This is a genomic window from Pseudomonas sp. I8001, from assembly GCF_013385345.1.
Classification (GTDB): Bacteria; Pseudomonadota; Gammaproteobacteria; order Pseudomonadales; family Pseudomonadaceae; genus Aquipseudomonas.
Genome location: NZ_JACAQC010000007.1, coordinates 496,202 through 517,910, shown reverse-complemented (window position 1 = coordinate 517,910; position 21,709 = coordinate 496,202). Strand labels below are relative to the sequence as shown.

17 protein-coding genes are annotated in these 21,709 nt (G+C 63.5%); 13 read left to right on the top strand and 4 right to left on the bottom strand.

Annotation, left to right across the window (positions count from 1 at the left end; genetic code table 11):
- Window positions 1-64: 64 nt before the first annotated feature.
- The 4 genes from HX839_RS06960 to tssA all read right to left on the bottom strand — a co-directional run bounded on the left by HX839_RS06960 (window position 65) and on the right by tssA (window position 3,786).
- Complete coding sequence (locus HX839_RS06960) at window positions 65-553, bottom strand: type VI secretion system tube protein Hcp (RefSeq protein ID WP_003213345.1); 489 nt, start codon at window positions 551-553, stop codon at window positions 65-67.
- 153 nt (window positions 554-706) lie between these two features.
- Window positions 707-2,203 carry a type VI secretion system contractile sheath large subunit gene (tssC, locus tag HX839_RS06955; RefSeq protein ID WP_003213343.1) on the bottom strand — a complete coding sequence of 499 codons (1,497 nt, stop codon included), beginning with the start codon at window positions 2,201-2,203 and terminating at the stop codon, window positions 707-709.
- Window positions 2,204-2,205: 2 nt separating this feature from the next.
- Window positions 2,206-2,712: a type VI secretion system contractile sheath small subunit gene (gene tssB / locus HX839_RS06950; RefSeq protein ID WP_003213340.1), complete on the bottom strand. Its 507-nt coding sequence runs from the start codon at window positions 2,710-2,712 to the stop codon at window positions 2,206-2,208.
- 54 nt (window positions 2,713-2,766) lie between these two features.
- Complete coding sequence (gene tssA / locus HX839_RS06945; protein WP_177066887.1) at window positions 2,767-3,786, bottom strand: type VI secretion system protein TssA; 1,020 nt, start codon at window positions 3,784-3,786, stop codon at window positions 2,767-2,769.
- A 403-nt stretch (window positions 3,787-4,189) separates the two neighbouring features.
- Between tssA and tagH the strand changes: the two genes are divergently transcribed.
- The 13 genes from tagH to HX839_RS06880 all read left to right on the top strand — a co-directional run bounded on the left by tagH (window position 4,190) and on the right by HX839_RS06880 (window position 21,704).
- Window positions 4,190-5,521 (top strand): type VI secretion system-associated FHA domain protein TagH, encoded by a 1,332-nt coding sequence (gene tagH / locus HX839_RS06940; RefSeq protein ID WP_177066886.1) that lies wholly within the window; start codon window positions 4,190-4,192, stop codon window positions 5,519-5,521.
- A gap of 52 nt (window positions 5,522-5,573) precedes the next feature.
- Window positions 5,574-6,080 (top strand): type VI secretion system lipoprotein TssJ, encoded by a 507-nt coding sequence (gene tssJ / locus HX839_RS06935; RefSeq protein WP_003213332.1) that lies wholly within the window; start codon window positions 5,574-5,576, stop codon window positions 6,078-6,080.
- Between the two features lie 14 nt (window positions 6,081-6,094).
- The gene (gene tssK, locus HX839_RS06930; RefSeq protein ID WP_003213330.1) at window positions 6,095-7,429 is read left to right on the top strand and encodes a type VI secretion system baseplate subunit TssK; all 1,335 of its coding nucleotides are present in this window, start codon (window positions 6,095-6,097) and stop codon (window positions 7,427-7,429) included.
- A gap of 6 nt (window positions 7,430-7,435) precedes the next feature.
- Window positions 7,436-8,725 (top strand): DotU family type VI secretion system protein, encoded by a 1,290-nt coding sequence (locus HX839_RS06925; protein WP_008439459.1) that lies wholly within the window; start codon window positions 7,436-7,438, stop codon window positions 8,723-8,725.
- Window positions 8,722-12,222 carry a type VI secretion system membrane subunit TssM gene (gene tssM, locus HX839_RS06920; RefSeq protein ID WP_177066885.1) on the top strand — a complete coding sequence of 1,167 codons (3,501 nt, stop codon included), beginning with the start codon at window positions 8,722-8,724 and terminating at the stop codon, window positions 12,220-12,222. Before HX839_RS06925 ends, tssM begins: the two co-directional genes overlap by 4 nt.
- Complete coding sequence (gene tagF / locus HX839_RS06915) at window positions 12,219-12,872, top strand: type VI secretion system-associated protein TagF (protein WP_102370167.1); 654 nt, start codon at window positions 12,219-12,221, stop codon at window positions 12,870-12,872. The genes tssM and tagF overlap by 4 nt, the downstream gene beginning before the upstream one ends.
- Complete coding sequence (locus HX839_RS06910; protein ID WP_003213320.1) at window positions 12,873-13,592, top strand: PP2C family serine/threonine-protein phosphatase; 720 nt, start codon at window positions 12,873-12,875, stop codon at window positions 13,590-13,592.
- Window positions 13,589-16,597, top strand: a complete 3,009-nt coding sequence (locus HX839_RS06905) for a serine/threonine-protein kinase (RefSeq protein ID WP_177066884.1) — start codon at window positions 13,589-13,591, stop codon at window positions 16,595-16,597. Before HX839_RS06910 ends, HX839_RS06905 begins: the two co-directional genes overlap by 4 nt.
- Window positions 16,597-17,301 (top strand): ABC transporter ATP-binding protein, encoded by a 705-nt coding sequence (locus HX839_RS06900; protein ID WP_008439454.1) that lies wholly within the window; start codon window positions 16,597-16,599, stop codon window positions 17,299-17,301. The genes HX839_RS06905 and HX839_RS06900 overlap by 1 nt, the downstream gene beginning before the upstream one ends.
- On the top strand, window positions 17,301-18,485 hold the full coding sequence (locus HX839_RS06895; RefSeq protein ID WP_177066883.1) for an ABC transporter permease: 1,185 nt from the start codon (window positions 17,301-17,303) through the stop codon (window positions 18,483-18,485). The genes HX839_RS06900 and HX839_RS06895 overlap by 1 nt, the downstream gene beginning before the upstream one ends.
- Complete coding sequence (locus HX839_RS06890) at window positions 18,478-20,190, top strand: SUMF1/EgtB/PvdO family nonheme iron enzyme (RefSeq protein WP_003213313.1); 1,713 nt, start codon at window positions 18,478-18,480, stop codon at window positions 20,188-20,190. The genes HX839_RS06895 and HX839_RS06890 overlap by 8 nt, the downstream gene beginning before the upstream one ends.
- Before the next feature lie 84 nt (window positions 20,191-20,274).
- Window positions 20,275-21,198 carry a type VI secretion system-associated lipoprotein TagQ gene (gene tagQ, locus HX839_RS06885; protein ID WP_003213311.1) on the top strand — a complete coding sequence of 308 codons (924 nt, stop codon included), beginning with the start codon at window positions 20,275-20,277 and terminating at the stop codon, window positions 21,196-21,198.
- 125 nt (window positions 21,199-21,323) lie between these two features.
- Window positions 21,324-21,704, top strand: coding sequence for a hypothetical protein (locus HX839_RS06880; RefSeq protein ID WP_008439448.1), 381 nt, complete (start codon window positions 21,324-21,326; stop codon window positions 21,702-21,704).
- The last annotated feature ends 5 nt before the right edge of the window (window positions 21,705-21,709 follow it).

Sequence of the window (21,709 nt, the reverse complement as noted above, 5' to 3'; positions counted from 1 at the left end):
GGACGGGTTGCGAGAGGAACAGGGGGCTTGCAGCCGCCACTTGGGGTGGCGGCTACAGGGGCAATCAGCGTTTGGTGTTGGAGCGAATGTTCCAGCCAAACTTGATCGCGCCGCCGTCTTTGGTGCCGTCGGCTTTCTGTGGCTGGTAGTCCACCATCACCTGGGCAAAGTTCAGGGTCACGTTTTCGGTCAGGCGGTCATCGCTGCCCGAACCACCGGTGCTCAGGGAGGTGACCAGCACTTCTTCCAGGTTGATGATCATGTACTCGACCTGGCTTTCACCGCCGGCCTTGCGCACGGTCAGCGTGACCTTGTCGATGTGCTTGCCGCTCGCGCAGTGCATCATCAGGTTGGGCGAGGCCTTGTCGACGTACTTGGTCAGCGACAGGTCCTGGATGTTCACCTTGCCCGCACCGCCGCCACCGCCCACGTGCATGTTGCCGGACTGGGCCATGCCCCAGCTCCAGTTCAACACGTCGATTTCGTCCTTGTGGGCCTTGTCCATGGACTCGCCCTTGATGTCGCCGATCTTGATGAAAATATCAACAGCCATGTTTTCTCCCTGTGTGGTCTCAGCCACAGAATTTGTTAACGCTGATCGTTCCCACGCTCTGCGTGGTAACGCATCTTGTGACGCTCTGCGTCACTGGGACGCGGAGCGTCCCGGGCGGCATTCCCACGCGGAGCGTGGGAACGAGCGACGGTGTTACGCGCCTTTCGCCGAAGGCAGTTTCGATACCAGGCGCAGCGACACGGTCAGCCCTTCGAGCTGGTAGTGCGGGCGCAGGTAGAACCTGGAGTTGTAGTACCCCGGGTTGCCTTCGACGTCTTCCACGATCACTTCGGCGGCAGCCAATGGATGCTGGGCCTTGGTGGTTTCGGTGGAGTGCGCCGGGTCACCGTCGACGTAGTTGAGGATCCAGTCCTGCAACCAGCGCTGCATCTCGTCCTTCTCTTTGAAGGAACCGATCTTGTCGCGCACGATGCACTTCAAGTAGTGAGCGAAACGGCAGGTGGCGAACAGGTACGGCAGGCGCGCGGCCAGGTTGGCGTTGGCGGTGGCGTCCGGGTCATCGTATTCGGCCGGTTTCTGCAGCGACTGGGCGCCGATGAAGGCAGCGAAGTCGGTGTTTTTCTTGTGCAGCAGCGGCATGAAACCGTTCTTCGCCAGTTCCGCTTCGCGGCGGTCGCTGATAGCGATTTCGGTCGGGCACTTCATGTCCACGCCACCGTCATCCGTCGGGAAGGTGTGGGCCGGCAGGTTCTCGACTTCACCGCCCGACTCCACGCCACGGATGCGCGAGCACCAGCCGAAGTGTTTGAACGAACGGTTGATGTTCACCGCCATCGCGTAAGCGGCGTTGGCCCAGGTGTACTTGGAGCTGTCGGCACCGTCGGTGTTTTCTTCGAAGGCGAAGGCTTCCACCGGATCGGTCTTGGCACCGTACGGCAGGCGCGCCAGGAAACGCGGCATGGTCAGGCCGATGTAGCGCGAGTCTTCCGATTCACGCAGCGAGCGCCAGCCGGCGTATTCCGGGGTGGTGAAGATCTTGGTCAGGTCGCGCGGGTTCGACAGTTCCTGCCACGAGCCCATGCCCATCACGGTTGGCGAAGCGGCGGCAATGAACGGTGCGTGCATGGCGGCGCAGACTTTCGACAGCTCGCCCAGCAGCTCCACGTCGGGAGGCGACTGGTCGAAGTAGTAGTCGCCCACCAGGCAACCGTAAGGTTCGCCGCCGAACTGGCCGTATTCTTCTTCGTACATCTTCTTGAAGATCGGGCTCTGGTCCCACGCGGTGCCCTTGAATTTCTTCAGGGTCTTGTGCAGGTCCGGCTTGGAGATGTTGAGCACGCGAATCTTCAGCTGCTCATCGCTCTCGGTGTTGTTCACCAGGTAGTGCAGGCCACGCCAGGCGCTTTCCAGCTGCTGGAAATCCTGGTGATGGATGATCTGGTTGACCTGGGCGGTGAGCTTGGCGTCGATGGCGGCGATGATCGATTCGATCGACTTGATCGCGTCGTTGGACACCAGGTCGGTCTGGGCCAGAGCCTGCTCGGCCAGGGTGCGCACAGCGGTTTCCACGGCTTCGCGGGCACGCTCGGTCTTGGGTTTGAATTCTTGCAGCAGCAGGTTCGCGAACTCGCTGGCTTCTTCGGTGGTACCCAGGATCTGGGTGCCTTCGCGGGCGGTATTGTCAGTCATGATTACTGCTCCCCTGCAGGCTTGGGCGCGCTGGCAAGTGCCTGAAGCAGTGCCGGGTCCTTGATCGCCTTCATGATGATTTCTTCAGCGCCGGTCTTGCCGTCCATGTAGGTCAGCAGGTTGGCCAGCTGGGTGCGGGCTTCGAGCAGTTGCTTGAGCGAATCGACCTTGCGCGCCACAGCGGCGGGGCTGAAGTCGTCCATGCTTTCGAAGGTGATGTCCAGGCTCAGGTTGCCTTCGCCGGTCAGCTCGTTGGGCACGTGGAACGCGACGCGTGGCTGCATGGCCTTGAGGCGCGAGTCGAAGTTGTCGACGTCCACTTCAAGGAACTTGCGGTCGGCCACAGGCGCCAGAGGTTCGGCGGGCTTGCCGGCGAGATCGGCCATCACGCCCATGACGAAGGGCAGCTGGACCTTTTTCTCGGCGCCGTAGAGCTCGACGTCGTACTCGATCTGCACCCGAGGCGCACGGTTGCGCGCGATGAATTTCTGAGAACTTTGCTTCGCCACGTTGCTGCTCCTGGTCGCTTGAGCGACGGTGTTGTAACTGCGCGATCCGTACGCTTATTCGCTGTCCGGCCCGCGCAGATTTTCAAATTGGGACATGCCGTCGGGAATCAGGTTGCGCACGATGGCCGCAAAGTCGGCGTGCACCAGATTCTTTGCTCGGTTCAACAGCACCGGCAGCGGGCTCGAAGGCTCGTGCCGGGTGTAGTACGCAAGGATCTTGTCGAGGCTGCGCAGCACTTCATCGCGGCTTGCGATGTCGCCGGTCGGGCGTGCTGCAACGGGCGCGGCGGCGTATTCAACCGAGGGGGCATTGTCGTCACTGACAACCTCGGGCTCGCTGGCAGCGCCGCTGTGTGGGGCGTATTGGTTAAGTATCTGCGCGGCCTGCTTGAGCAGTTGCTTCAAGGGGGCGAGGTCCACGCCCTGGGCGGAACCTACCTGGTCGCTGACGTATTGTTCGATGGCCTCACAGGCGTCGCGGGCGGCGTTCAGCGCGTCGCGGGTGGCTTGCAGCTGCTCGGCATCGCTGTCGAGGAATGCGCCGTTAAGCTGTTCGGCACCGAGGTTTTCGCCGGGGAAACTCTGCAGCCCGCTGGCATTCAGCGCGGCGCGCAGGCTGACGGGCCCGAAGGTGCGGGAACGGGTGAGGATAGCCTCACGCAGCAGACGGATGTTCGCGTCGCTGGCCACGCCGCTGAGGGCGTTGATGCGCACGGTGGGGTCGTTGTCGTCATCGGCATCCAGGCGCGGATGCAGGTCCGCCCAGTATTCGCGCAGCAGCGCGTTGATCAGCGCGAGTGCGTCGGCAAGCCCTGCAATGCCCTGGAGGGCGAGGGCGGCTTGCAACAGGAAATGGGTGATGCGCAGGTCTTTGCTGCGTTGCAGGAGGTCGAGACTTTGCTGCTGGATGCTGCGCCATTCCGGAGGTTCGGCAGGCAGGATCGAGTCGCCCATGCTGCGCTCGGGTTGACCCTGTGCGGCACGCTCAAGATGCAAGTAATCGGCGTCATATTCCAAGTCTTCGCCACAGGGCGAAGTCGCGGAAACGGCGGCGAGCAGCAGAGGCACATCCACTAAATTCGATCTCCCTATCAGCCCGTTAGATGACGGGCAACTCATGCATTAGTTGCGCGAGGAACTTTGCATGTTTTCTTGGTCTTATTTAGCGCTTTGACATCATGTTGATTTCAAAGTGCCATCATTGGTGTTCAAGAAGTTGTGCATTTTTGGTGTAGTACTTATGCCTTGTCAAGGTAAGCTATTCGCCCTCTATGACAGATGTGCGGTGCTTAACATCTTGTGCGACTGATCAGTCGAAGCAGGTGCCGAGGCAGGATTTTTGTCATACAGGCCGGTTAAGATCAGCAATTACGCGGGTTGAAGCAGGCTTTCAAGGTTTTGGAAGGATCTGTCGTGGATCTCTCGGAGCATTTCTCCCAGGGAACGGCCGCGCGCGAAGTATCAGCAAGGAGGCAAGATGTCGCTGTGCTTGACTATCACTAGTTATCACAAGATTACCCCTGGCCAGTGTTCTGAAAAGTCCCTGGACCAGGGAGTGATGGCTATTGGCCGCGGTTCCGAAAATGACTGGGTACTGCCTGATCCAGAACGTCTTGTTTCCACGCAACATTGCGTTATTCAGTACAAAGATGGTCGTTACTACTTAACTGATAACAGCACTAATGGAGTTGAGTTAGTGCATGCCGGTATTCGTTTGCGGCGGGGAAGCAGCGAGCCATTGCAGGACGGCGAACTGATCCGCATCGGCGATTACGAGATCCAGGCGCGTATCGATTTCAACCTGAAAGTGACAGATACCCCGTCTTTCACCAGTGACGCTTCCAACAGTTTCGAAGCCCTGATGGGCGCCGCCGTGAAGGCCCCGACGCCACCTCCGGTGATCGCGCCGCAGTTCCAGGGCGCCTCGTCGATGGACACCCTGCCGGACCTGTTCGACTTCCTCGCGCCCACCAGCGTACCGCCGGCCACCGTGCACGATCACGTGCCGGCCGAGCAGCACGACTTCCGCCCGCCGACACCGCTGCCCGTGGCTGAACCGCCTGCGCCGGTGGTCTCGGGCTCAGTAATCCCCGAAGACTGGGATTTGTTCGGCGATGCCCCGGCACCCAAGCCTGTCGCACCGCTGCCGCCAACACCGCCACAGCCGCCGGTCATCGAGCCGCCCAAGGTCGAGCGCCCGCTCCCGGTGGCTGATGCCAGCCAGCCCGACCTGTTGCAAGCCTTCCTGCGCGGTGCGGGCCTCGATCAGTTGCGCCTGGACAAGGCCCAGGCCGAAGCCCAGATGGAAAGCATCGGCCGCAGTTACCGGCTGATGGTCGAAGGCCTGATCGACGTGTTGCGTGCCCGCAGCAGCCTCAAGGGCGAGTTCCGCATGCAGCAGACGGTGATTCAACCGGTGGAAAACAATCCGTTGAAATTCGCCCCGAATGCCGATGAAGCGCTACTGCTGCTCCTACGCCACAGCAATCAGGCGTTTATGGCGCCGGACTTGGCGGTGCGCGACAGTTTCGACGATCTGCGCGCCCACCAACTGGCCGTCATGGCCGGGGTCGAAGCCGCCATCAAGCACCTGCTGACGCGCTTTGAACCGGCGCAGCTCGAAGAGCGCATGGGCAAGCCCGGCGGGCTGTCGAGCATTTTCAACGGCTCGCGACAGGCCCAGTACTGGCAGCAGTTCACCGAGCTCTACAGCAATATTTCCCGCGAGGCCCAGGAAGATTTCCAGGACCTGTTCGGGCGTGAATTCAGCCGTGCCTACGAAGCGCACAGCAGCCGACAGCGTCACTAACAACGCAGTACATGGAACAACGGATAGCTAAGTACGTCATTGAGGACGCAGGATGATTCCCAGGTTTTTACTCGCAGTCGCCACCGCGCTTCTGCTGACGGCGTGTGCCAAGGATGCGGCCAAGCCCGAGGCCGCCGAAGCTGAGGCAGACACCGCCGCCGTCGAGCTGCATTTCCATGCCATCGCCGGGCTCAACCCCGGCGCCAATGGCCAGGCAGCCCCGGTACGGGTGCGGATTTTCGAACTGAAAAACGCCGCCACCTTCAGCCGTTCCGACTACTTCGCCCTGGCCGATCGCGCACAGTCGACCCTCGGCCTCGACCTGCTCGACCAGGACGAAGTGGTGATCCTGCCCGGCCAGCAATTGAGCATCCAGCGCGACCTCGACCCGTCCACCCGCCAGATCGGCCTGCTGGTGGGCTATCGCGAACTGGACCGCGCCGAGTGGCGCACGGTGCTCAACGTGCCGGCACGCCAATACACCGAATACCAGATCAGCCTCGATGTGCATGCCGTGCGTGCCGACGTCGTGGTCCCCCCATCCAGCCCTGCCCAATAAGAATCGGAGCCCCCATGTCCTGGAACAATCGCGTGGTCTGGTCGGAAGGCATGTTCATCGGAACGCAGCACTTCCAGCAGCATGACCGTTACCTGGAAAACCTGATCGATGCGCGCAGCCGCCCGTTGTCGGCGGGGGCCTGGGGCTTTTCCGAACTGTTGATCGACCAGGGCCTGCTGGCCCAGGGCAAGCTGGCGATCGTCTCGGCACGTGGCCTGTTACCGGATGGCACGCCGTTCAATATCCCCCAGGACGACCTGGCGCCGAGCCCGCTGAATATCGACGACAACTTGCGCGATGGCCTGGTGTACCTGGCGTTGCCCCTCAAGCGTGCCGGCGCCCGCGACACCGTCGACGAAGGCGAGGCCCTGGAAGCCGCGCGCTATGTCAGCCAGGTGCGTGAAGTGCGCGACGACAACGCGCCCTTCGAAAACCGTGCGCCGGTGGCGGTCGGCTCCCGCGCCTTGCGCCTGTTGACCGCCCAGGATGGGATCAGCGATTACGCGGCCATTGGCCTGGTGCGCATCAAGGAAAAACGCGCCGACCGCGCCCTGGTGCTGGACGAGAGCTACATCCCGCCGGTCCTCGACGTGACGGCCAGCAAACCGCTGACCGCGTTTCGCAGCGAACTGCTGGGCCTGCTGCACCAGCGCGGCGAAGCGTTGGCCGGGCGCGTGGTGGCTTCGGGCGCCGGTGGTGCTTCGGAGATTGCCGACTTCATGCTGCTGCAACTGGTCAACCGCGCCCAGCCGCTGATCCAGCACCTGAGTCAGTTGAGCCCGCTGCACCCGGAGCGTTTCTTCAGTGAATTGGTGAGCCTGGCCGGCGAGTTCTCGACCTTCTCCACCACGGGTCGCCGCCCCCACGAATACCCGCAATACCAGCATGACGACCTGGCCTTGAGCTTCACCCCGGTGATGCAGGCCCTGCGCGAGGCGCTGTCGATGCTGATCGACAGCAAGGCCACGCCGATCCCGATTGTCGAGAAAGCCTACGGCGTGCACGTGGCGATGCTGGCCGACAAAACCCTGATCGACAGCGCCAGTTTCATCCTGGTGGTGCGCGCCGATGTGCCGGGCGAAACCCTGCGCGCACGCTTCGGCCAGCAAAGCAAAGTCGGCTCGGTGGAACACATCCGCGACCTGGTCAACCTGCAACTGCCGGGCATCGGCCTGCTGCCGCTGCCGGTGGCGCCACGGCAGATTCCGTACCACGCAGGCTCCACCTACTACGAGCTGGACCGGGGCAGCGAGCACTGGCAGCAACTGGGTAATTCCGGTGGCTTTGCGTTCCACATCGCCGGCCAGTTCCCGGGGTTGAACCTGGCTTTCTGGGCCATCCGAGGGTAATCCGCGATGCATCCGAATGACGATGACCGCACCCAGTTCATGCCGCGTCCCGGTGGCCGCGCGCCGGAGCCTGTTCGCGCAGAGCCGGCGCCGCTGTCGATGCCCGCTGCGCCGATCCTGACCGGCAAGGCCCAGGGCCTGAACCCGCTGGAAAGCGCTGCCGGCCCGTTGTTGTCGCTGCTGACGCGCCTGCGCAACACGATCTCGCACCCTGCGCCAGCGAGCCTGCGTGCGCAGTTGCTGGCTTACCTGCGCCAGTTCGAAGAACGTGCCGAGGCGGCCGGCGTGGCCCGCAACGATGTGCTGCTGGCGCGTTACGCGCTGTGCACCGCCCTCGATGAAGCCGTGCTGAGTACGCCGTGGGGCAGTGCCAGTGACTGGGGCAAGCAGAGCCTGCTGATCACCGTGCACAACGAAGCCTGGGGCGGCGAAAAGGTCTTCCAATTGCTGGATCACTGCCTGCAAAGCCCGCGGGAACGCCTGTACCTGCTGGAACTGCTGTACCTGTGCCTGTGCCTGGGTTTCGAAGGTCGCTACCGCGTGATGAACGATGGCCGCAGCCAGCTGGAAGCCTTGCGCGAGCGTACCGCTGCGGCGATTCGCAGTGCCCGTGGCGAGCATGAGCGCGAGCTGTCACCCCATTGGCGCGGCGTGACCGTGGCCCGTGATCGCCTGGCGCAGTTCATGCCGCCGTGGATCGCCGTGGCCATCGGCCTGGCACTGCTGTTGGCATTGCTGTTCGGGTTGCGGATGAAACTGGCGTCGGATGCCGAGCCGGTGTTCAAGAATATTCATGCCCTGGGGGAGATCCCGGTGCAGGCCATCGACCGTCCGGTGGCCCAGCCGAAAATCATTGAGCGACCGCGTCTGGCAGGCTTCCTGGTGGAAGACATCAAGGCCGGTCGCGTAGCCGTGGAAGATGCCGTCGACCGCTCCGTGGTGACCATCCGTGGTGATGAACTGTTCGCCTCGGCCAGCTCCAGCATCGTCGATGACTTCCAGCCGCTGATGCTGCGTATTGCCGACGCCATCCGCAAGGTCAAGGGCCAGGTGCGGGTCACCGGCCACAGCGATAACCGTCCGATTGCGACCCTGCGCTTTCCGTCCAACTGGGCGCTGTCCGAGGCGCGGGCCAAGTCGGTGCTGGAGATTCTCGCGGCCAAGACCGGCCAGCCGGAACGCTTCAGCGCCGAAGGCCGCAGCGACACCGAGCCGGTGGCGACCAACGCCACAGCCGAAGGCCGTGCGCGCAATCGCCGGGTAGAAATCACCGTATTGGCGGAGGGCGTCGAGTGAAGGCGTTTTTCAGTTTTGTGATTCGCTGGGTGATCCCGCTGCTGGGCCTGATCGCCTTGAGCCTGATCATCTGGTTTGTGGGCCCGTTGCTCGATGTGCTGGTGCCGGAAGGGCGCCGCTGGGCGCTGATCATCCTGGTGTTCGCGGTGTGGATTGCCTACCGCGTATTCCGGATTATCCAGGCCCGGCGCCAGGCTGCCGAAGTGATGCGCAGCCTCGCGGCGGAAACCCCGCCAGACCCTGCCAGCGTCGCCACCGCCGAAGAGCTGGCGACCCTGCGCCAGCGCATGGACGAAGCCCTGGCCCTGTTGAAAAAGGCCAAGCTGGGCGGTGACGAGCGCCGCAACCTGTATGAGCTGCCGTGGTATGTGATCATCGGCCCACCGGGCTCGGGCAAGACCACCGCGCTGGTCAATTCCGGGCTGCACTTTCCCTTGGCGGCGCAGTTGGGTGCCGGTGCGGTACGGGGCGTGGGCGGTACGCGCAATTGCGATTGGTGGTTTACCGATCAGGCCGTATTGCTCGACACCGCTGGCCGCTACACCACCCAGGACAGCAACTCCACGGTGGATAAAGCCGCCTGGCTGGGCTTTCTCGACCTGCTGAAAAAGCAGCGTTCCCGGCGCCCGATTGATGGTGCGTTTATCGCCATCAGCCTCTCGGACCTGCTGCTGGGCAGCGACGCCGAGCGTGCCGCCCATGCCGCCGCGATCCGCCTGCGTATCCAGGAGCTGTACACCCAACTGGGCGTGCGCTTCCCGATCTACCTGATGCTCACCAAGCTCGACCTGGTGCCGGGCTTCATGGAGTTCTTCGACAACCTGAGCAAGGAAGAGCGCGCCCAAGTGTGGGGCATGACCTTCGCCCTGGACGACGGCAAGAACAGCGACAGCCCGCTGGCCCATCTGCAAAGCGAGTTCGCCGGCCTGGAACAGCGCCTCAACGAGCGCCTGGTGGAGCGCCTGCAACAGGAACGCGACCCGGCGCGGCGCGACCTGATCTACGGTTTCCCGCAGCAGTTCGGCGCGTTGAAGGATTGCCTGCAAGGCTTCCTCGAAGGCGTGTTCAAACCCAATGCCTTTGAAGAGCGCGTCTTGCTGCGCGGTGTGTACTTCACCAGCGGCACCCAGGAAGGCAGCCCGATTGACCGCCTGATCGGCGCCATGGCCCAGAGCATGAACCTGGACCGCCAGCACCTGGCGCGCCAGACCGGCACCGGGCGCAGTTACTTCATCGAAAAACTGTTCACCGCCGTGGCGTTTGCCGAGCGTGGCCTGGTGGGCGTCAACCCGAAGGTCGAGCGCCGTCGCAAGTGGATTGCCCGGGGTGTGCTGGCCGCAACCGTGGCGCTGGTACTGGTCGTCAGCACGTTGTGGTGGGTGAGTTATCGCGCCAACCAGGCCTACATCGCCCAGGTTGACCAGAAGGTCGCGCCGTTGGGCCAGACCGTGCAGAACCTCAGCCCGGCACAGCGCGAAGTACTCGCGGTGCTGCCCCTGCTTAACGCCGTGAAGAACCTCGCGGGCGACTCGCCGAGCTGGTCCGAAGGCTTGGGCCTGTATCAGGGCGACATGCTCGAAGCCGAATCCTCCAGCGTCTACCGCAAGCTGTTGATCGCCGTGTTCGCGCCCCGTTTGGTGACGCGCATCGAAGAGCAACTGCACGGCGGCGGCAATTCCGACTTCCTCTATGAAGGCTTGAAGGCCTACCTGATGCTCGCCGACAGCGAGCATTACGACCCGGACTTCATCAAGGCCTGGATCGCCCTCGACTGGGACCGCAACCTGCCGCGCGACCTGCCGGCGGACCAACGGCAGGCCCTGATCGGGCACTTGCAGGCCTTGTTCGAGCGGCATCCGCCCAGCGCCCGTCTCGACCCGCGCTTGATCGACGACCTGCGCCGGCAACTGCAGCAACTGCCGGTGGCCCAGCGCGTCTACGACCGCATCAAGCGCCAGAAACTGCCGGAAGGCGTGCCGGACTTTCGCATCAACGAAGCGGCGGGCCGCGATGCCGCGCTGGTGTTCAGTCGCAAGAGCGGCAAGCCGTTGGGCGAACCGTTGAGCGGTTTCTTCACCGCCAAGGGTTATCGCCAGGGCTTCCTGCTGACCAGCCTGAACCAGACCGGCACCCTCGCTGAAGAGCAATGGGTGCTGGGCCGCGAGCAGGCCGACCAACAAAACGTCGTCAGCCTCGCCGCCGATGTGCGCCGCCTGTACTTCCAGGACTATCAACGCCAGTGGGATGCGTTGCTGGCGGATATCGACTTTGTGCCGATCACCAGCGTGGCCCAGGCGGCCGACGTCTTGCGGGTGATTTCCGGGCCGACCTCGCCGCTGAAGAAGCTGCTGGTGGCGGTCTCCAAAGAGACCGACTTGCAAGCGGAAGAACGCTTGCTGGCCGCCAAGGGCGCGCCGGTGGAAGGTGGCGTGGACAAGCTCAAGGAACGCCTCGGCAGCCTGCTTGGCCAGGACCAGCCAACTGCGAATGCACCAGCGGCCAGTGAAGATCCGGTGACGGCGCACTTCGCCGAACTCAACAGCATCGTCAGCAAGAACGAAGGTGAACCGGCGGCCATTGATGGCCTGCTGGCGGACATGAATGCGTTGTATGTGCAGGTCAGCGCCATGGTCGGTGCCAGCGGCGATGCGTTGCTCGGCGAAGCAAAAAACCAGGCGGCGGCTGCGGCCACGCGGGTCAGCCTGAATGCCGAACGCCAGCCGCCGCTGGTGCAGGGCATGGTCAAGTCAGTGGTCAACTCCACCACCAACAGCATGATGGGCGGGGTGCGCAACCAGCTGAATGCGGCGTGGGTCAGCGAAGTGGTGAACGTGTATCGCCAGTCCCTGGCCGGGCGTTATCCGATGTCGCCCGGCAGTGCGCGGGACGCGACCCTGGATGACTTCGGCCAGTTCTTCGGGGTGGGCGGGGTGATGGACAATTACTTCCGCAAGTACCTGCAACCTTACGTCGACACCTCCACGCAAACCTGGCGCTGGCAGCCGGGCGCGGCGCAGAAGCTCGGCATCGCGCCGGGCGTGCTGCAAACCTTCCAGCGCGCGGCGACCATTCGGGATGCGTTTTTCCGTGCCGGTGGCACCCAGCCGATCGTGCGCTTTGAACTCAAACCGGTGGCGATGGACGCGACCATCACCCAGTTCCTGCTGGACCTGGACGGCCAGCAACTGAGCTATGACCACGGCCCGAGCCGCCCGGTCGCGATGCAGTGGCCGAATCCCGGCAGCATTGGCGTGGTGCGCATTTCCATCATGCCGCCGTCAGCCAGCGGGCGCTCCGGCGTGACGCTGGACGGCCCGTGGGCCTGGTTTCGTCTGCTGGAGCAATCGGACCTGACCGCCGGCAATTCGCCGGACCGCTTCAACCTGCGTCTGCGGGTCGACGGCGCGAGCATCTCCTACGAGTTGCGGGCCAACAGTGCCTTCAACCCGTTCAAGAGCCGCGTGCTTAACGGCTTCAGCCTGCCGGAGCGGCTATGACCACGCTGGGTTTCTACGGCAAGTTGGCGTGCCGCGGCGACTTTGTCAGCCGCGCGCTGCCCCAGAGTTTTATCGGCCCTTGGGACAGTTGGCTGGCGTCCGGATTGCTCGCCAGCCAGACCCGCCTCGGGGCTGACTGGCTGAATGCTTACCTGGTCAGCCCATTGTGGCGCTTCGTGTTGGCGCCGGGTGTGTGCGGGCCGGACGCGGCGGTGGGCGTGGTGATGCCGAGCATCGACCGGGTGGGGCGCTATTTCCCGCTGACGGTGGCTGCGCTGTTGGATCACGACACCGACCCGGCCTCCGTCGTTGGCGGCCCGGACGCCTGGTTTGAACAGGTGGAAGAGTTGTTGCTGAGCACGCTGGACGCCGGCGCCAGCTTCGAAGGTTTCAGCGGCGGGATCGAATCCCTCGGCGCTCCAGCCTGCCAACCTCGCACCTTGGGTAGTCGCTTTGCGGGCTTGCAGCGTGTCAACGCCACAGACCCGCAGGCGCGGATGACTGCGCTTGCCGAACAGGCCTGCGAAGGCGCGAGCCTGTGGTGGGGCCGTGGTTCGCAACAGATTTCTCCCGGTTTAATGCGGTGTCAGGGCTTGCCTGCTGCCGACGATTTTGCGCAATTTTTGCTCGGCCAAGAAGGTGTTGTGTAGATGCGGTCCACGTTCAAATCCGCCAGCAAAAGCCACGTCGGCATGGTTCGCCAAGTCAATGAAGACGCTTGCCTCGACCTGCCGGAAAACGGCCTGTGGGTGGTGGCCGACGGCATGGGCGGGCACGCGGCGGGGGATTACGTCAGCAGCCTGATTGTCGACAGCCTGCGCAGCATTCCCGTGGGCCGTTCCCTTGAGGAATACACGGCGGCGTTGCGCAGCGACCTGCTGCGAGTCAACGGCGCGGTGCGCGAAGAAACCGCCCACCGTGGCGTGACCATGATGGGCAGCACCGTGGTGTTGCTCGCCACCCGAGGCTTGCGCGGCGTGTGCCTGTGGGCCGGCGACAGCCGCCTGTATCGCCTGCGCGACGGCCTGCTGGAAAGCATTTCCCGCGACCACAGCTACGTGCAGGACTTGCAGGACAGCGGCCTGCTCAGCGAAGCCGATGCGCGGGTGCATCCACGGGCGAATATCGTCACCCGCGCGATTGGCGTGGAAGCACAGTTGGCGTTGTCGTCGGTCGACCTGTTGATCGCCCCCGGCGACAGTTACCTGCTGTGCAGCGACGGCCTGAACAAGACCGTCGAAGACCACGAGATCCGCGAAGTACTGAGCCATGCCGAGCCGGACGAAATCGTCCGCAGCCTGGTGCACCTGGGGCTCAATCGCGGCGCGCCGGACAACATCACCGCCATCGTTGTGAAGGTGTCGACATGAACATCATCATTCCCGGCTACGACATCGAAGGCGAAATCGGCGTTGGCGCCATGGCCAGCGTGTACCTGGCGACCCAGCGTTCCCTGGAGCGCAAGGTGGCGCTGAAGATCATGGCGGCTGCGCTGGCGGCCGACCCGAGCTTCTGCGAGCGCTTCCTGCGCGAAGGCAAGACCCTGGCGCGCCTCTCCCACCCGCACACCGTGACCATCCATGACATCGGCAATGTCGGTGAGCTGTACTACATGGCCATGGAATACCTGCCCAATGGCACGCTCAAGGAGCGCATCGCCGCGGGCCTGACGCCGGAGCAAGGGCTGACGTATATCCGCCAGATCGCCTCGGCGCTGGGTTATGCCCACGCCCAGGGCCTGGTACACCGCGATGTGAAGCCGGCGAACATTCTGTTCCGCGCGGATGGCACGGCGGTGTTGTCGGACTTTGGTATCGCCAAGTCCCTGGATGACCGCACGCAGTTCACCCAGGCCGGATTTGCCGTCGGCACGCCGAGCTACATGAGTCCGGAGCAGGCCCGGGGCCAGGAGATTGATGGGCGCGCCGACCTGTATGCGTTGGGCGTGGTGCTCTATGAAATCCTCGTGGGCAAGCTGCCTTACAACGGCACCGATGCGCTTTCCACAGCACTGGCACACCTGACTGAACCGCTGCCTGAGTTGCCGGTGCACCATGGGCGTTATCAGGAGGTGCTGCGCAAGCTGCTGGCCAAAGACCCGGCGGAACGCTTCCCGGATGCGTCGGCGTTGTTGCGGGCGTTGGATCAGTTGCCGAAGGAGGAGCAGGTCGAGGCGACGTTGATTCGGCCTCTGCCGATTCCGGTGGCGGTCTCGAATGACCTGGCCGGACTCACGCCGGTTTCCATCGAAATCCCGACCGAAAAGCCGCAGCCACAACCCGTGCGGCAACCGGTGGTGACGCCGACGCAACACTCTGCCGTGGCCGGACAAAACCGTGGGCCGGTGCTGGCGTTGGCGGCAGTTGCCGTGGCGGTCGCGCTGGCAATTGCGGGCGCAAGTTACTGGTGGTTGAAAGATGACGCGCCAGCCGCCGCGCCGCCGGTTGCCGAGGCGGCCAAGACCATCGCGCCGCCTGCCGCGCAACCGGTAGCGGCGCAGGTTGACGGCGGTCAACGCCCGTTGCTGATGGCCGGCAAGAAAACCTTGTTCCAGCGGGTACTGAGCAAGCCCGGCGCCAAGCTTTCCCACGAAGCGGGCGGGGCGCCTGGCGAAGGTTTGCCGGCGTTTTCCGTGCTCTATGTCTACCAACGCAAGGACGTCGACGGCAGCCCCTGGCTACGGGTTGGCGCCGCCACCGACGGGCGCAGCGACGGCTGGCTGCCGGCGGCGCAAGCCAGCGACTGGAAGCAGAGCCTGGTGCTCAAGTTCACCGAGCGTTCGGGCCGGGCGCCGGTGATGTTCCTGCGCCAATCTGCGGAAGTGGAAAAGCTGCTGGCCGATCCTGCCGCAGCGAAAAACCTGCTGCTCAAGGTGCAGAAAAACACCGAGGACAACCAGCAGGTGCTGGCCCTGGAGCCGACCGCAAGCGCCGTCCCGCAGAACCAGTTCTATTTGCTGCCGATCTTCGACTCCAAGGAGAGCTTCGACGAAAACGGCCAGCCGGTGCAGCTGCTCAACGTCGCCTCCATCGACCCTGGCAGCACACCTGATGTCATCGCCAAGGCTGTCGCTCGAACGCCGGTGACCGACGCCAGCGCCGATGCCTTCCGCACGGCCGTGGTGCTGGTGGTCGACACCACGGTGTCGATGCAGCCCTACATCGACCAGGTTCGCGACGTGGTCCACGAGCTGCAAACCCGCATCGCCGAGCGTGGCGAACTGGACAGCGTGAGCTTTGGCCTGGTGGGTTTTCGCAACAGCATCAAGAAAACCCCCGGCCTGGAGTATGTGGCCAAGACCCTGATCACCCTCGACCAAGGGCGCGACCCGCAGCGCTTCCTCGACATGGCGCGGCAGGTCAAAGCGTCGACGGTGTCCAGCCACTCGTTCAACGAAGACGCGTTCGCCGGTGTCATGCAGGCGGTGGAAGGCATGGACTGGTCCGGCTACGGCGGGCGCTTGATCCTGCTGGTGACCGACGCCGGTGCGCTGCGCAAGAACGACCCGTTCGCCACCACTCAGATGAACGAAGCCGAAGTGCGCCAGGCGGCGCTGGGCAAGCAGATCAAGATCTACGCCTTGCACCTGCGCACCGACGCCGGGAAGAAAACCCACAGCGGCGCCGAAACCCAGTACCGCACCCTGACCGCCGATGCCAACCCGCAGATCGGCGACCTGTACACGCCGGTGCCCGGTGGCGATGTGCGCAAGTTCGGCGAGCGGGTCGACGAGATCGGCACGGTGTTCGCCAACCTGGTGCATCAGGTGCGCAGCAACACGCCGCAGCCGGTGCCGCTGCTCAGTGCCGCGCCGACCCTGGCGGACAAATCCGCCGCCGTCGGTTACGCGATGCACATGGATTTCCTTGGCCGCAAAACCGCGAGCCAGGCACCGCAACTGGTGAGTGCCTGGACCGCCGATCGCGACCTGACCAATACCGCGCTGCCGGCCTTTCAGGTGTGCGTGATGCTGACCAAATTGCAGCTCAACGATTTGCAGCAGTCCTTGAAACTGATCGTCGACGCCGCGCGCAAAACCCAGACCTCACCGAAGGATTTCTTCCAGGAAATCGCCAGCGCCTCGGCCTATATGAGCCGTGATCCACAGGCCTTGAAAAAGGGCGGCAACCTGGCGGACGGCGGCATCCTTGGCGAATACCTGGAAGGCCTGCCGTACCGCAGCAAGTCGCTGAACATGACCCAGGATTTGTGGCTGTCGTTGAGCGTGGCCGAGCAGGAAGACTTTATCGACGAGCTGGATTCGAAGATCCGCCTCTACGAAACCTTCCATAACGATGTGGCCAACTGGGTCCGTTTCGGCGATGCCGAGCCGGGTGATGCGTTGTACCGCGTGCCGCTGTCGACGCTGCCGTAATGCTGAACTTGAGCGCAGTGCACAAGAGCCGGGGCGTTGGTGCCCAGCGCTACAGCCTGGTGATACCGGGCTTGCAACTGCGTGCGGGTGAACAGTTGGCGGTGGTCGGGCCGAGTGGCTGTGGCAAGAGCACCTTGCTGGATTTGCTCGCGCTGGTGTTGGCGCCGGACCAGGTCGGGCAGTTCGATTTCAACCGCGTCGACATTGCCGGGCTTTGGCGTGGTGACCAGCAAAGCGCGCTGGCGGAGCTACGCAGTCGGCACCTGGGTTACGTGCTGCAAACCGGCGGCCTGCTGGGCTTTCTCGATGTGCGCGGCAACATTGCGTTGTCGCGGCAACTCCTGGGTTTGAAAGACGACGGCAGCGTGGCGCGGTTGGCCGAGCAGTTGGAAATCACTGATCAGTTGGACAAGAAGCCGGCGGCGTTGTCCGTCGGCCAGCGTCAGCGGGTCAGTTGCGCAAGAGCCCTGGCCCACGGTCCGCAGCTGTTGCTGGCGGATGAGCCCACCGCTGCGCTCGACCCGTTGAACGCCGAGCGGGTGATGCAGGCGCTGTTGGCCCAGGCCCGGCATAACGGCGCGTGCTGCGTGATCGCCACCCATGATGAACCCCTGGCCCGGGCCAGCGGCTTGCAGGTGCGGCGCATCAGTTGCCGTCGCGACGCCGACGGCGGCGTCACCGCCACCCTTGGGGAGGCGTGCTGATGCGTATCGCCCTGGTGGCTTCCCTGGCCTGGCAGGATTACCGCAACGATGCGTGGCTGTCGGTGTGTTCGGTGCTGGCGCTGGTGGCGGTGATCGCGCCGTTGCTGGTGTTGTTCGGCCTGAAATTTGGACTGGTTAGCAGTTTGACCGAACGTTTGGAGAACGACCCGGCCACCCGGGAAATTATTCCGTTGGGCGGTGGTCGATTCAGCAGTGAATTTGTCGAGCAGCTCCGCCAGCGCAGCGACGTGGCGTTCGCCTTGCCGCGCACCCGGCAGATTGCGGCGACGGCGCAGTTGGGGGCGGTGACGGTGGAGATGCTGCCGACCGCCGCCAACGACCCATTGCTGGCCGGCCTGCCGATGCCCAAGGGCCTGGATCAGATCGTGCTGAGCCACACCGCTGCCGAAAAGCTCGGGGCAAAGGCCGGGGATTGGCTGGAGGCGAGTTTTGGGCGCCAGGTGGCGGGGCGCATCGAGTCGCAACGCCTGCGGGTTCAAGTGCTGCAGGTAGCGCCGCTGGAAGCCTTCGCCCGGGATGGATTGTTTGCACCCTTGGGCTTGCTGGAAGCAGCGGAAGATTATCGCGATGGCCGCGCGGTGCCGGCGTTTGGCTGGGACGGCGATGCGATGGGCGTCAGCGAGCAACGGGTATACCCGGCGTTCCGTTTGTATGCGCGGCGCCTGGTGGATGTGGAGCCGCTGCGGGTGTATTTCGCCGGGCAGAATCTGTTGGTGTCGACCCAGGCCCAGACCATCGCCCAGGTGCAGTCGTTGAGCCGCAACCTGTCGATCGTGTTCTGGATCATCGCCGGGCTGGCGTTGGCGGGCGCGTTTGCCGCGATCTTTGCCGGGGCGCTGGCGTCGGTTGCACGCAAGCGTCGGGAGCTGTCGGTATTGCGGCTGTTGGGGTTTTCCACCGCCGGGTTGTTGCTGTTTGTGGTGTTGCAGGCGCTCTACAGCGCGGGGTTTGCCGCTGTATTGAGTGGGCTTTTATATGGCTTGGCAGAGTCCGGCCTGAACCAATTATTCGTGCAGGTGCCGGGCGAATACGCCAGTCACCTGCTGGCGCGTCACTACGGCCTGGCCCTGGCAGCTGTCCTCGGCGTCAGCGCCGTGGCGGCGGCGTGTGGTGGTTGGCGTGTGGCGCGTATCCAGGCTTCTGAAGGAATCAGAGATGTATAAGTTACTGGGCGCCGCCATGGCGCTGACCCTGTCCTGTGTGGCCTGGGCCGATGAGGCGAGCGACAAGCTGGACAACCCCAAGCCGTTGCCGGATGACGTCAGCCTGCCGCTGCCCTGCGAAGGCAACATGGTGTTCCGCTATGCCTACGTGCTGGCCCAGGGCACTCTGGATGACCGCGAGATCAGCCTCGGCTACCCGTTCAGCGAAGGTGAAGCGGGCTATCAGCAGTCGTTCATTTCCGGTTATCGCCGCGACTTCATCAACGGCCAGTTCACCCTCAAGGACCTGCCCAAGGACTGGAACAAGGTCATTGCGCCGCTGATGCCGAAGACCGACGCCAAGACCCCGCTCAAGCCGATGCTGTACTTCATCGGCAAGTACGAAGTCACTGCGCGGCAATATGCGCAGGTCATGTCCCAGGCGCAATCCCTGGCCAGTGGCGAACCCGCCCCGGCGTGCGATGTACCTACCGGGATGGCGGCGCGCTTGCCCAAGGTCAAGCTGTCGCGCTTTGAAGCCGAACGCTTCTCGGCGGTGTACAGCGCCTGGTTGATGAAATACCACCGCGAGCTGCTGCCGGTGAGTGGTCGCGGTGCTTCGGCAGATGACGGCGGCCTGGGCTTTGTGCGCCTGCCTACCGAAGTGGAGTGGGAGTTTGCCGCGCGCGGTGGCCAGGCGGTCAGCCGTCAGGACCTTGAAGGCCGGCTGTTTCCACGGCGTACCGAGGGCAGCGAAAGCGACGGCCCCCTTGCCGATTACGCGGTGTTCAATCAGGTCGCGGGTGGCACCGGCCAGGCCGCACGGCTGATGCCCATTGGCACCAAGCTGCCCAACCCGATCGGCATGTTCGATGTGATCGGCAACGCAGCGGAAATGGTCCAGGAATCCTTCCAACTGGTGCACGCCGGGCGTCGTCAGGGCACCTACGGCGGCTTTGTGGTCAAGGGCGGTAATTACCTGGAAGGCGAGGGCACGCTGTTCACCGGCATGCGCCGCGAGTACCCGTTGTTTGCCGCCGACGGCACCGAACAAAGCAACGAGACCACCGGCTTTCGCGTGGCGATTGGCGCCTTGTCGGCACCGCGTTCGCGCTACAAGGAACTGTTCGCCCAGTGGCAGAAGGAAGGTCGCCTGGCCTCGCTGACCGATGCCATCGACGACGCCCAGGACCCGACCAAGCGCCTGGACAGCATCATTGCCGCCAGCGTCGACCCGCGCCTGCAAGCCGAGCTCGGCCTGGTCAACGAAGAGCTCAAGCGCAACGTCTCGCTGATCGCCCAGCAGCGCGAAGAAGCGGCCGGCAACCTGATTCAGTCCGCGGCCCTGGTGGCCGAGACCATCAACAACTACAACATCCGCCTGATCAATTTGCAGAAGAGCCGCCAACAGGCCATCGACGCCAAGGACGAGGCCAGCGCGCAGCTGTTCGCCACGGCGATCACCAATGGGCGCAGTGCGCTGGACGGCGCGGTGGCGATCTACATCGACAACCTGGCCACCGGCACGCGCTACACCGATGCGGTGATCCAGGCGCAGTTTCAACGGATCAAGGAAGAGTTGGATCGCAAGCCGGTACTGGGCAAGAGCCTGGTGACGCGTGCGACGTTATTCGTTCGCCATGTGGGCAACTACCGCAAGCAACAGCGGGCCGACCCGGCGACGATTTTGAAGGAATTGCTCGCAGCGAGCGGTCAGCGGTCTTGACCGCTGGTTGTACGGCGAGCTTGGAAGGGACTCAGGCGGCGGTGGGCCGTGCTGGGCAAGTCAAACTTAAAAGAGAACACAACGATGATTTTTTCCCGTAAGGCGGTTTCCAAGCGTCATCTGCTGCTGATTGCCGCAGGCTTCAGCACGGTGCTGACCGGTTGCGCAACGTCGCCGACCAACAAGGTCGCCTCGACCACCAAGGTCGAGTACTACCCGAACTGCTACGAGCCGGTGCAGCACCTGCGTGCTACCGATTCGGACCTGACCAAGTCGGTGGTCACCGGCGCCGCCCTGGGTGCGGCCGGTGGTGCATTGCTGGGCGCCCTGACCGGCGACTCCGACAAGCGCGGCCGCAACGCTGCCATCGGTGCAGCGGGCGGCGCCCTGGCCGGTGGTGCTGCGGGTTACTACACCGAGCGCCAGAAGCAGATCACCGATGACAACCAGCGCATCGCCTCCTACGCCACCGACGTCAACAAGCGCGCTTCGGACATCGACCGCAGCACCGCGTACGCCAAGGCGTCCCAGCAGTGCTACCAGAGCGCGTTCACCAAGCTGGTGGCCGACCGCAAGGCCAAGACCGTCAACGACGTTGAAGGCCGCAAGCGCCTGGCAGAAATCGTCTCGGGCCTGAAAGAGTCCAACGACCTGATCGTCGCGGTGAACGGCAAGGCCAGCGAAGACCTGAACAACTACACCCAGGCGTACGAGCAGGATCTGCAACAAGTGGGCGTACAACGTGCTGACGTGGTCACTGTTGCGACTGCCGATACCACGCCGGTGGTGACGCCAGCCAAAGGCAAGAAGCCGGTAAAAGTCGCGAAAAAGCCGGTACTGCCAACCGTGCCGAAAGAAGCCGTAGCCACCGAGAAAACCATCCAGACCGCCCAGACCAAGCAAGCTGAAAGCAAGCAGGTTGCCAGCGCCGGTAAAGCGCAGATCGAAGGCACTTGCCGTGATCCGAACCTGGCGGATTGGGCACCGGTTCCTTGCCCTAACGTCTGAGGAAAGTTGTTGCTATAAGCGTTAAACGCCAGCCGATCTCCTGCTAAAACGGGAGATCGGTAGCGTTATTTGCACAAATCGTTAAACTGCTGCGGCCACCCAATAATTACACTGAGGCCGTGTGCATGAAATTTCGTTTTCTTCTCTGGATGCTTGGCCTGTTGATGGGCAAAGCCAGCCGCACCAACCCTGCGTTCCAGCAGCAGTTGGGTGACAAGGACCTGGCGTTCCAGTTGCAGACCCTCGACGGCAAGGTTGCCCGTCACTTCATCGTCAAAGACCAGCGCATTACCAGCCGCTCGGGTGTTCATCCCGCGCCTGCGTTTGCCATCGCCTTCAAAGACGCCGCCTACGGCTTCGCCACGATGCAGGCGAAGAACAAGCAACTGGCGTTCATGACGGGGATTCAGGACAAGTCGATCCAGATCAAGGGCAACCCGGCGCTGGTGATCTGGTTCCAGGGGTTGACCAAGTATTTGAAGCCGAAGAAAAAGCCCAAAGGCTAGGGGGT